Here is a 9,507-nt window from a genome sequence, read left to right on the forward strand (position 1 = left end):
CCTATCCCGCGAGCGGATTGGCGAAGAGGACGAGCAAGGCAATCACCAGCGTGTAGATCGCCATGGTCTCGATCATCGCCAGCCCCACGAAAAGCGTCCGGCTGAGCGTTCCGGCGGCTTCGGGCTGGCGCGCGATGGCATCCATTGCCGCCGCGACCGCCCGCCCCTCCGCCAGGGCCGGGCCGATGGCCCCGAAGCTCACCGCGATGGCGGCGGCCAGGATCGACACGATTTCGATGATGTTTCCGGTCATGATGAGGTCTCCCCCTGTTCAGACGTGGGCCTACCGGGGCTTTCGCCGGCGGCGGCGCCGATGAACACAATCGCGAGAACCGCGAAGATGTAGGCTTGAACGGCACCCGTGAGCAGGTCGAGCGCCATGAGCGGAATCGGCACGAAGAGCCCCGCGAGCGACAGCACGATCCCAACCACGAAGACCCCGCTCATGACATTGCCGAAGAGGCGCACGACCAGCGAGAAGGTGCGGGTGATCTGTTCGACGAGGTTGAGCGGGATCATCACCCAACTCGGCTCCGCGAAGGTGCCGAGGTAGCCTTTCATGCCGCGCGCGGCGATGCCGTAGACGATGGTTGCGATGAAGACGACGAGCGCCAGCGCCGCGTCCGTTTCGAGATGCGCCGTGGGCGGCTCGATCCCCGGCAGCAAAGCGCTCCAGTTCGCCACCAGCACGAACAGGAAAATCGTGCCGATGAGCGCTCGGAACGGCGCCGGATCGCGTTGCATCGTGTCCCGGATCTGCCCGTCCACGGTGGTCACGAAAAGCTCCAGAACGGTCTGGACCTTGCCCGGCGTCAACTTGAGATGCCGCGTGGAGACCGCGGCGAAAACGGCCAGCCCGACCAGGATCGCCCAGGTCACCACCACAGGCGCCGTGATCGGCACGGGGCCGATGTGGAAAAGCGGCTCCAGGGTCAGCGGGCTGTCCATCACGGCACCTTTCGGGCTTGGCGCAGAACAAGGGCGCGGCCGACCAGCAGGCCGAGCGTTCCGGCCAGAAGCGGCAGCACCCCGACGCGCGCCAGCAGGACGAGGACGGCGAGAACATTGGCGAACCGTGCCGCCTGCAGGGCGAGGGCGCGCCCGATGTCCCGCCCTGCCAGGTAGAGCACGGTGACCCGGCGGAGGCTGGAGAAGTGGACGAGGCCGAGAGTCACCCCCACCAGGAAGCCGATCACGGCCCCGGCGATGGGCGGCAGGTGGGACAATTCCGCGATCATGGCCTATGCATCCACTTCCAGGCGGCGTGAAACCCGATGCCCGCGCCGATCATGATGGCCGGCGCGGTAAAGAACGTTCCGGTTTCAAAATGCCGATCCGCGAGCCGCCCGAGGACCACCCCGAGCAGCATCGGCGTGACGATGGCCCAACCGAGAATGCCGATCTGCCCGAGCCGCGCCCCCAGCGGCGGCTCCGGTGTCTCCCGCCCCATCCGGTCGCGCTCGCGCGTACGGCGGGCGGCCTCGGCAGTGTGGTCGGTATCGTTCCGGTCGTCGGTCATGGGCGGCGTCCTTCGCCGTGGCCGGAGATCGACGGCGGATGCCCCAGCCCCCCGTCGCTGCCCGGCCGCAGGTAGCGCATGAGCTGTCGGACCGCGCTGGCATGCAGGCGCATCTGCTCGATCCGCGCCCGCCGGTCGGCATCCCGCTCGTCCGCGCGCAGCTTGGCCACGTCGGCGCTCAGCACCGCGAGGTCATCGCCGAGCACGCCCTCCCGGCAGGCGATAGCCACGCGCTCGCCCCCGGTCACGGTCATCAACCCCCCGCGGAGTGCACAGAAATGACGGGTCCCGTCCCGACCCGTCCAGCGCACGACGGACGCTGGCAGCACGGTCAGGAAATCCGTGTGCCCGGGGAGGATTCCGAACCCGCCGCTCTCGTCCTCGGCCCGCAGCGCGCGGACGCCGTCCTCCTCGACGAGGATGTCCATCGGCGTGGTGATGTTCAGATGAAGCCGCCCGCTCATGTCGCCGCCTCCGTCTTCTTGGCCGTCTCCTCTTTCTTGCGGGCCTCCTCGAATGTGCCGACCATGTAGAGCGAAGCCTCGTCCCAATCGTCCGCCTCTCCGTCCAGGATCGCCCGGCAGCCCGCGATAGTGTCTTCCAGCGAAATCGACCGCCCCGGCATCCCAGTGAAGGCCTCCGTCACCGCGAAGGGTTGCGTCAGGAATCGTTGCAGCCGGCGAGCACGCTCCACGATGCGCCGGTCGTCGCGGCCGAGTTCCTCCATGCCGAGCAGAGAGATGACATCCTGCAACTCCCGGTAATGCTCGATGGCCCGCCGCACGCCGTCGGCCACCGCCACATGCGCCTCGCCCACCACCTGCGGGTCCAGCAGGATCGAGGAGGAGGCGATCGGGTCTATCGCCGGATACATCCCGTCCGCCGCCATCCCCCGGCTCAGCACCACCATGCTGTCCACGTGGGAGGCGATCGTCATCACGGCCGGGTCGGTGAAATCGTCCGCCGGGACGTACACCGCCTCGATGGCCGTGATCGCGGCGGCACCCGTGGAGGCGATGCGCTCCTGCAGGTCCGCCACCTCGCTGGCAAGCGTCGGCTGGTAGCCCACACGGCTCGGCAAGCGCCCCAGAAGGCCGGACACTTCCGATCCCGCCTGTACGAAGCGAAAGACGTTGTCCATCAGCAGCAGAACGTCCGTGTGCTGCGCGTCGCGGAAGTACTCCGCGATGGCGAGCGCGGTCATCGGCACCCGCCAGCGCGCGCCCGGCGGCTCGTTCATCTGGCCGTAGACGAGCACCGTCCGGTCCAGCACGCCGGCCTCGGTCATGTCCGTCAGCATCTCGTGCCCCTCGCGGGAACGTTCGCCCACGCCGGAAAAGACCGAGATCCCCTGGTAACCGGCCACCATCGCGTGGATCAGTTCCATCACCAGAACCGTCTTGCCCACCCCGGCGCCGCCGAACATCGCCGCCTTGCCGCCCTGTGCCAGCGGCGCCAGCAGGTCGATCACCTTGATCCCCGTCCGGAACAGCTCCGCGCTCCCCTCCTGCGGGCGCAGCGGCGGGGGCGGGCTGTGGATCGGGCGGCGCGGGGTGCCCTCCGGCAGCGGGCCGCGCGTATCGCCCACCGCGCCCGTCACATCGAGCAAGCGGCCGAGAACCGCGTCGCCAACCGGCACCATCAGCGGCCCCCCCGCGGCGCGAACGGGCGCGCCGCGCCGCATTCCGATGGTGGCCTGCAAGGCAATGGCCCGCACGCGGGTCGCGTCGAGATGCGCCTGCACCTCCACCAGAACCGGCGAACCGGCCCCCATCCCGATCTCGAGGACGTCGTCGATGCGCGGCAGATCTCCCGTCGTCAGGGCGATATCCACCACCGCCCCGCGAACCGCGGTGACACAACCGACGTCTGGCAGCCCGGAAGTCATTGGAGAGACTCCATGAACGACCCGAGGCCGGATGCTATCCCCTTTGCCGCCCGCGCAAAACGACACAGGTCAATGTCAGGTGGCTATCGCCCGCACAATTTCGCGACAGCGCCGGTTCGGCCCTTCCGCTCACCCCTGCGTGCCGAGCGTGCCCGGCTCCACCAGATACCGCATGGAGAGCGGCAGGGACGCCGCGCCCAGCGCCCGCGCGCCGGGGCCGATCGTGCCCTCCACCACCTCCGGCGGCGTGGCGCCGGACAGGTCGATCCGGGACAGCGCCGCTTGGGTCTGCTCGATCAGGGTGGCCCGCAGGCGATCCGGCATCCATCCGTCGATGACGAGCGCCTCCAGGTCCAGCAGCGCCGCGCCCGAGGCGGCTACGTGCGCAAGGCCCGCCGCCGCCCGAGCCGTCCAGAGCGCGAGCACACCGGGGTCGATGGCCCAGTCCACCGGGCTCTCCCACATGGCCCGGGCGTCCAGCCCCCGCGCGACGAGCAACGCCTCCAGCGCCGAGAGGGACGCCACATCGAGCAACTGCACGCTGCCGCCCCCCTCCGCCGGGACCGGCATCGAGCCGAGTGCGCCCGCATTGCCCTTCCGCCCGGTGATCAACCGGCCATTCAGAACCAGCCCGCCCCCGGCGAAGTAGCCGATATAGGCATAGACGAAGTCCCTGAGCCCGTCCGGCCGCGCCGGCGCGCCAAAGACGATCTCCGCACTGCACGCGGCGGAGGCGTCGTTTTCCATGAACACCGGAAACGGCACCTCGGCTGCGATGTCGGCGCGCAGGTCCGTGTCGCGCCACACGGCCATCTCGCTTTCGGGCACGCCGATGGGTTCGGCCCAGTCCCACAGGTAGAATGGCATGCCGATGCCGAGGCCGGCGACACGCTCGCGGTCGGCCTCGCCGAGTTTTGCCAAAAGGTCTGGAACAGCCTGTCGCACGAAATCGAGGGTTCCGCTGGGGGTCGGAACCCGATGGGTCTCATGCACCTGCCCCAGAACTTTGCCGAGAAAGTCCACCAGCACGAGTTGCAAGCTGCGCCGCCCCACCTTCAAACCGAGGAAATACGCCCCACCCGGCGCAAGGTGCATGGGCACCGACGGCTGGCCCACGCGCCCCCGGCGCGGCTCGCCCCGGGCGATCAGCCCGTCCGCCTCCAGCGCCCGCATGATGACCGAAATCGTCTGTGCGGAAAGCCCCGTCAGCCGGGCGATCTCGGCCTTCGCGAGCTGCCCGTTCCGGCGCAGCAACGACAGGACAAGCCGCTCGTTATGCGCCCGCATATCGCTCTGGTTGGAGCCACGCACCCGATGCCAGGATCGCGAAGCCGTCGTCTCCTCAGCATCTGCCGGCACGTCAGGCCCTCCCTTCTTATCCACTGTCCTTACCCCACCTTCGCATGTCAATAATAAATCACGTTGATTTATTTATTGACAGACTCGCCCGATTCCCTGTTACCTTCTGAGTTGGGAAGGCGGCTGTGAGAGCCGCACCCGGGCAGTCGGACCCGAAAGGTTCATTGCGAAACTGGGAGGAACTTATGAAGACCATGAAATCCACTACGGCCCTTATCGGTGCAACGGCCCTCGGCCTTATCGCCCTTACGGCCTCGGCGCAGGCCCAGAGCATGGGTGCCTGCCTCATCACGAAGACCGACACCAACCCCTTCTTCGTGAAGATGAAGGAAGGCGCAAGTGCCGCGGCCCAGGAAGCGGGGATCGAGCTGTCGACCTTCGCCGGCAAGTACGACGGCGACGTCGAAACCCAGATTGCCGCCGTGGAATCCTGCATCGCCTCCGGCGCGAAGGGCATTCTCATCACGCCCACCGACAGCCGGGCCCTGGTGCCCGTCATTACCCAGGCGCGGGACAACGGCGTGCTCGTGATCGCCCTGGACACGCAGTTCGAGCCCGCCGACGCAGCGGACGCCACCTTCGCCACCGATAATTTCAAAGCCGGCGAACTGATTGGCGAATGGGCGGCAGCGACCCTCGGCGACGAGGCCGCGAACGCCAAGATCGCGCTTCTGGATCTCAACGCTTCCGAAGTCTCCGTCGACTACCAGCGCGACCAGGGCTTCCTCACCGGCTTCGGCGTCGACGTGAAGGACCCCAAGGACATCGGTGACGAAGACGATCCGCGCATCGTCGGCAACGACGTGACCGACGGCTCGCCGGACGGCGGTCGCACCGCGATGGAGAACCTCCTGCAGGTCGATCCCGAGATCAACGTCGTCTACACCATCAACGAACCCGCGGCCGCTGGCGCCTACGAGGCGCTGAAAGCAGCCGGCAAGGCCGAAGGCGTGCTCATCGTCTCCGTCGACGGCGGCTGCCCGGGCGTCAAGGATGTGCAGGCCGGCGTCATCGGTGCGACCTCGATGCAGTTCCCGCTGCTCATGGCCTCCAAGGGGATCGAAGCGATCAAGAGCTTCGCCGAAACCGGCGAGAAGCCGGCGAACTCCGAAGGGCTCGACTTCTTCAACACCGGAGTCGAGCTGATCACGGACAATCCCGTCGAGGGCATCCCCTCCAAGACCTCCGAAGAGGCACTGGAGATGTGCTGGGGCTGACGTCCCGCGTTTCCGGGTGGCGGCGCATCTGCGCCGCCGCTCCCGAACAGGCCGTCTGTAAAAACTTGGCACGACAACTGTCTCGACGACCGTCAGGACGGGAGGAGAAGCAATGTCCGACACACCGGGAGCGGCTCGCAAGGGCCAGGAATACGAGCAAACGCTCGACAGGAGCGACAAGAACGTCGCTGCTTTTCAAAGGCAACACTCGCCGATCGAAAAAGCGCAACACGTGCTGCATGACAACCCGACGCTCGTTCCGGTTATCGTGCTGATCCTCAGCCTTCTCATCTTCTGGGCGATCGCGGGGGGCCGTTTCTTCTCCGCCTTCAACCTCAGCCTGATCATGCAGCAGGTGTCGATCATCGGGATGCTGGCGGCCGCGCAGTCGCTCATCATCATCACTGCCGGCATCGACCTCAGCGTCGCCGCCATCATGGTCCTGATGTCGGTCATCATGGGCAACCTGGCGGTCTTCATGGGCATACCCAGCGTCATCGCCATCCTCGTCGGCTTCGTCGGGGGCGCCGCGGCCGGCCTCTTTAACGGCCTGCTCATCACCAAGGTCCGCCTGCCCCCCTTCATCACGACGTTGGGCACCTGGTCGATCTACTACGCCCTGCTGCTCTGGCTCTCCGGCGCACAATCGATCCGGGGCACCGACATCGACACCAACGCGCCGTTCCTCAAGTTCTTCGGCAATACCATCAAGATGGGCGGCGCGAACGTCACCTACGGCTCCCTCCTGATGATCGTCGTGTTCCTCGTGCTGTGGTACATGCTCAACAAGACCGCCTGGGGCCGGCACGTCTACGCCGTCGGCGACGACAAGGAAGCCGCCGACCTCTCGGGCATCCGAACGGACCGCATCCTGATCTCCGTCTACATGGTGGCGGGCTTCGTCTGCGCCGTGGCGGCCTGGGCCTCCATCGGCCGCGTGGGCTCGATCTCGCCGCAGTCGTTCTACGAGGGCAACCTGCAGTCAATCACCGCCGTCGTGATCGGGGGCATCTCGCTCTTCGGCGGACGCGGTTCGATCATGGGCGCCCTCTTCGGCGCGCTCATCGTGGGCGTGTTCCAATCCGGCCTCCGCATGGCGGGCGTCGACGTGCTCTGGCAGGTCTTCGCCATCGGCTGGCTCATCATCATCGCGGTCGCTATCGACCAATGGATCAGAAGGGTGTCTGCCTGATGTCTGACGTTACTCCTGTCGTTCAAGGTCGCAATCTCGTGAAGCGCTATGGCCACGTGACAGCGATCGACAACTCGGACTTCGAGCTGCTGCCGGGCGAGATCCTGGCCGTGATCGGGGACAACGGCGCCGGCAAGAGCTCCATCGTGAAGGCGATCTGCGGGGCCACGGTGCCGGACGCGGGCGAGATCCTCATCGAGGGCGAGCCGGTGCACTTCACCTCCCCCATCGAAGCGCGGGAGCGGGGCATCGAGATCGTCTACCAGACGCTCGCGCTCTCCCCGGCGCTCTCCATCGCGGACAACATGTTCATGGGCCGCGAGATCCGCAAGAAGGGCTGGATGGGCGACTGGCTCAAGATGCTGGACAAGAAGGAGATGGAGCGCTTCGCCCGCGAGAAGCTCACCGAACTCGGGCTGATGACCGTCCAGTCGATCACCCAGCCGGTGGAAACCCTCTCGGGCGGCCAGCGCCAGGGCGTCGCGGTGGCGCGCGCCGCCGCCTTCGCGACAAAGTTCATCATCATGGACGAGCCCACCGCCGCGCTCGGCGTGAAGGAGAGCCGCAGAGTTCTGGAACTGATCCTGGACGTCAAATCCCGCGGCATCCCTATCATCCTGATCTCTCACAACATGCCGCATGTGTTCGAGGTGGCGGACCGTATCCACATCCACCGCCTCGGCCGCCGGCTGTGCACGATCAATCCGAACGACTATTCGATGTCGGACGCCGTCGCGATGATGACGGGCGCGATGGAGCCGCCCGACGATCTGCGCGCCGCCTGACCGCGAGCGGACCGCACACGCATCGAAAGCCGGGCATCTCGCGTGCCCGGCTTTTCTCTTTTTCGAACAACGCGCTGCCAGCCCCCTCCCACGACGCCCGCGCACCGCACCAGCGACCGTCGAGCCCGCGCTGTCGGCACTCGATTCCGGGCAATCGACACAAGAAGATGCTGTCATGGCCCGACTTTCGCCCATCTCTTTGGGCATTGACCTTGGCGCAGACCCGCCGATGCGGGGCGCGCGCCAAGCGGGGAGGCCAGAGACATGTGGAGTCGGCTCGAGGATCGCCGGTATTATTACCCGACCCTCTATGCGATCTCGGGGATGCTGACCCTCGCGATCGGCCTGCTGTGGCACTTCGAAGCCCCGCTATGGGAATTCTACATCTTCTGCATCCTCGGGGTCCTGCTCTCGATATGGGTCGACGAACTCGCACCCGTTCTCTTGCGCGGCCTCGAACAAGGCCCGCATGAACCGGCGCCCACCGGAATGCGCGCCGCCCTCATTCGGTTGCGGCTGGCGTGCTTTGGCGCGGTCAGCACCATCGTATTCCTCGGCGGGGCCCTGTCGTACTATGGTTACGACCTCGGAGACCGTCGCTTCATCGCGAGTTGTGCCGTGATCGTCCTGGCCGGGATTCCCCTGTCTCTGGTGAGCAAGCGGGCCACGTTATGGATGCTGGCCTGTTGGCGGTCGGTTGAAGGGCTTTGCTGCAATGCGATCGACTTCTGCCTCGCGCTCACACTGGTGGGCGACAGCCTGAGATCGGCCCATCAGACCCTCTACGACCTCGAGAACCGCCTCTTCGTGGCGATCGCGGGCTACCAGACCTCGTTCACCTTCCGCAGCGCGCCGAGGCCACTGCGCGACGACATCCCCAATGTGGATCTGACCGCGCAATGACGCCAGCGACCACCGGCTTTCGTAAAAGCTAACATCCCATGTGAGGCGACCGATTGCACCGGCACGCACATGCTTTGGCGTTGGAGCTCCAGCGCCCGCCTCGCCGGCGCCATGACGTCCTACAGTCACGACCGCACCGGCCGTCGGTTGGTCCTGAGCTGTCCGTCTTCACCCCAGCCGGGATTCACATGGTGTCGGTGAGCAACCGAGCCGCGCCAGGTATGGTTGCCTGAACCGCTCGTTGAACCACATGTCGGCGAAATCCCAGGGGGCGATGCTGCGCGAGGTCTACGGGGCCGACGCCGTGGCACTGGTGGGGGGTGGCGGCACGTTCGCGATGGAGGCCGCCGCACGGCAGTTCGCCACCGGCCGCCGTGCGCTGATCGTCCGCAACGGCTGGTTCTCCTATCGGTGGAGGAAGATCTTCGAGGCAGGCGATTTTGCGGCAGAGACGCAGACGGATCGACGTCAATGCGAGACGAACGGCTGACGTGCCCGAAGGCGTACAGGCGCCAGCCTGCTTCGCTCCGCAGGTCGCCTGAGAGCTCCCCCCCCCTGACGCGATAACGCCCCGCTTGGTTTGACCGAGCGGGGCGTTATGTTTTTTGATTTTTGATCGTAAGAGAGTTTTGGATTTTTTCTAG

At 66.4% G+C, this 9,507-nt stretch carries 11 protein-coding genes and 1 pseudogene; 5 read left to right on the forward strand and 7 right to left on the reverse strand.

The genetic code is table 11. The annotated features are described in order from the left end of the window. Window position 1: 1 nt before the first annotated feature. The 7 genes from BM075_RS13335 to BM075_RS13365 form a co-directional block, all read right to left on the reverse strand. Window positions 2-253, reverse strand: coding sequence for a F0F1 ATP synthase subunit C (locus BM075_RS13335; protein ID WP_093361177.1), 252 nt, complete (start codon window positions 251-253; stop codon window positions 2-4). Continuing rightward, window positions 250-951 carry a F0F1 ATP synthase subunit A gene (locus BM075_RS13340; protein WP_218152857.1) on the reverse strand — a complete coding sequence of 234 codons (702 nt, stop codon included), beginning with the start codon at window positions 949-951 and terminating at the stop codon, window positions 250-252. Before BM075_RS13340 ends, BM075_RS13335 begins: the two co-directional genes overlap by 4 nt. Next, the gene (locus tag BM075_RS13345; protein WP_093361179.1) at window positions 948-1,238 is read right to left on the reverse strand and encodes an ATP synthase subunit I; all 291 of its coding nucleotides are present in this window, start codon (window positions 1,236-1,238) and stop codon (window positions 948-950) included. The genes BM075_RS13340 and BM075_RS13345 overlap by 4 nt, the downstream gene beginning before the upstream one ends. After that, the gene (locus BM075_RS13350; protein WP_093361180.1) at window positions 1,235-1,519 is read right to left on the reverse strand and encodes an AtpZ/AtpI family protein; all 285 of its coding nucleotides are present in this window, start codon (window positions 1,517-1,519) and stop codon (window positions 1,235-1,237) included. The genes BM075_RS13345 and BM075_RS13350 overlap by 4 nt, the downstream gene beginning before the upstream one ends. After that, window positions 1,516-1,983: a F0F1 ATP synthase subunit epsilon gene (locus BM075_RS13355; RefSeq protein WP_093361181.1), complete on the reverse strand. Its 468-nt coding sequence runs from the start codon at window positions 1,981-1,983 to the stop codon at window positions 1,516-1,518. Before BM075_RS13355 ends, BM075_RS13350 begins: the two co-directional genes overlap by 4 nt. Further along, entirely contained in the window at window positions 1,980-3,407 is a 1,428-nt protein-coding gene (gene atpD / locus BM075_RS13360) for a F0F1 ATP synthase subunit beta (RefSeq protein WP_093361182.1), read from the reverse strand. The genes BM075_RS13355 and atpD overlap by 4 nt, the downstream gene beginning before the upstream one ends. Window positions 3,408-3,536: 129 nt before the next feature. Next, entirely contained in the window at window positions 3,537-4,694 is a 1,158-nt protein-coding gene (locus BM075_RS13365; RefSeq protein WP_093361205.1) for an ROK family transcriptional regulator, read from the reverse strand. A 257-nt stretch (window positions 4,695-4,951) separates the two neighbouring features. On the opposite strand from BM075_RS13365, the gene BM075_RS13370 reads away from it, so the two are divergent. The 5 genes and pseudogenes from BM075_RS13370 to BM075_RS13390 all read left to right on the forward strand — a co-directional run. Then, a complete protein-coding gene (locus BM075_RS13370) occupies window positions 4,952-5,983 on the forward strand; it encodes a substrate-binding domain-containing protein (protein ID WP_218152858.1) in 1,032 nt (343 codons plus the stop codon). A gap of 112 nt (window positions 5,984-6,095) precedes the next feature. Continuing rightward, window positions 6,096-7,175 (forward strand): ABC transporter permease, encoded by a 1,080-nt coding sequence (locus BM075_RS13375; RefSeq protein ID WP_093361183.1) that lies wholly within the window; start codon window positions 6,096-6,098, stop codon window positions 7,173-7,175. Next, window positions 7,175-7,960 carry an ATP-binding cassette domain-containing protein gene (locus BM075_RS13380; protein ID WP_093361184.1) on the forward strand — a complete coding sequence of 262 codons (786 nt, stop codon included), beginning with the start codon at window positions 7,175-7,177 and terminating at the stop codon, window positions 7,958-7,960. The genes BM075_RS13375 and BM075_RS13380 overlap by 1 nt, the downstream gene beginning before the upstream one ends. Window positions 7,961-8,224: 264 nt before the next feature. Then, window positions 8,225-8,863, forward strand: coding sequence for a hypothetical protein (locus tag BM075_RS13385; protein WP_093361185.1), 639 nt, complete (start codon window positions 8,225-8,227; stop codon window positions 8,861-8,863). A gap of 229 nt (window positions 8,864-9,092) precedes the next feature. Further along, window positions 9,093-9,311 (forward strand): annotated as a pseudogene (locus BM075_RS13390) (alanine--glyoxylate aminotransferase family protein); the annotation flags it as partial. Between the last annotated feature and the right edge of the window lie 196 nt (window positions 9,312-9,507).

The sequence above is a fragment of the Tropicimonas isoalkanivorans genome, from assembly GCF_900112335.1.
Taxonomy (GTDB): Bacteria; Pseudomonadota; Alphaproteobacteria; order Rhodobacterales; family Rhodobacteraceae; genus Tropicimonas; species Tropicimonas isoalkanivorans.

What these genes read in the sequence shown, in the direction of transcription:
- BM075_RS13385 (WP_093361185.1), top strand. Translation starts at nt 8,225, where the DNA reads ATGTGGAGTCGGCTCGAGGATCGCCGGTATTATTACCCGACCCTCTAT.
- BM075_RS13365 (WP_093361205.1), bottom strand. Translation starts at nt 4,694, where the DNA reads ATGCGGGCGCATAACGAGCGGCTTGTCCTGTCGTTGCTGCGCCGGAAC.
- atpD (WP_093361182.1), bottom strand. Translation starts at nt 3,407, where the DNA reads ATGACTTCCGGGCTGCCAGACGTCGGTTGTGTCACCGCGGTTCGCGGG.
- BM075_RS13375 (WP_093361183.1), top strand. Translation starts at nt 6,096, where the DNA reads ATGTCCGACACACCGGGAGCGGCTCGCAAGGGCCAGGAATACGAGCAA.
- BM075_RS13335 (WP_093361177.1), bottom strand. Translation starts at nt 253, where the DNA reads ATGACCGGAAACATCATCGAAATCGTGTCGATCCTGGCCGCCGCCATC.
- BM075_RS13355 (WP_093361181.1), bottom strand. Translation starts at nt 1,983, where the DNA reads ATGAGCGGGCGGCTTCATCTGAACATCACCACGCCGATGGACATCCTC.
- BM075_RS13345 (WP_093361179.1), bottom strand. Translation starts at nt 1,238, where the DNA reads ATGATCGCGGAATTGTCCCACCTGCCGCCCATCGCCGGGGCCGTGATC.
- BM075_RS13370 (WP_218152858.1), top strand. Translation starts at nt 4,952, where the DNA reads ATGAAGACCATGAAATCCACTACGGCCCTTATCGGTGCAACGGCCCTC.
- BM075_RS13350 (WP_093361180.1), bottom strand. Translation starts at nt 1,519, where the DNA reads ATGACCGACGACCGGAACGATACCGACCACACTGCCGAGGCCGCCCGC.
- BM075_RS13380 (WP_093361184.1), top strand. Translation starts at nt 7,175, where the DNA reads ATGTCTGACGTTACTCCTGTCGTTCAAGGTCGCAATCTCGTGAAGCGC.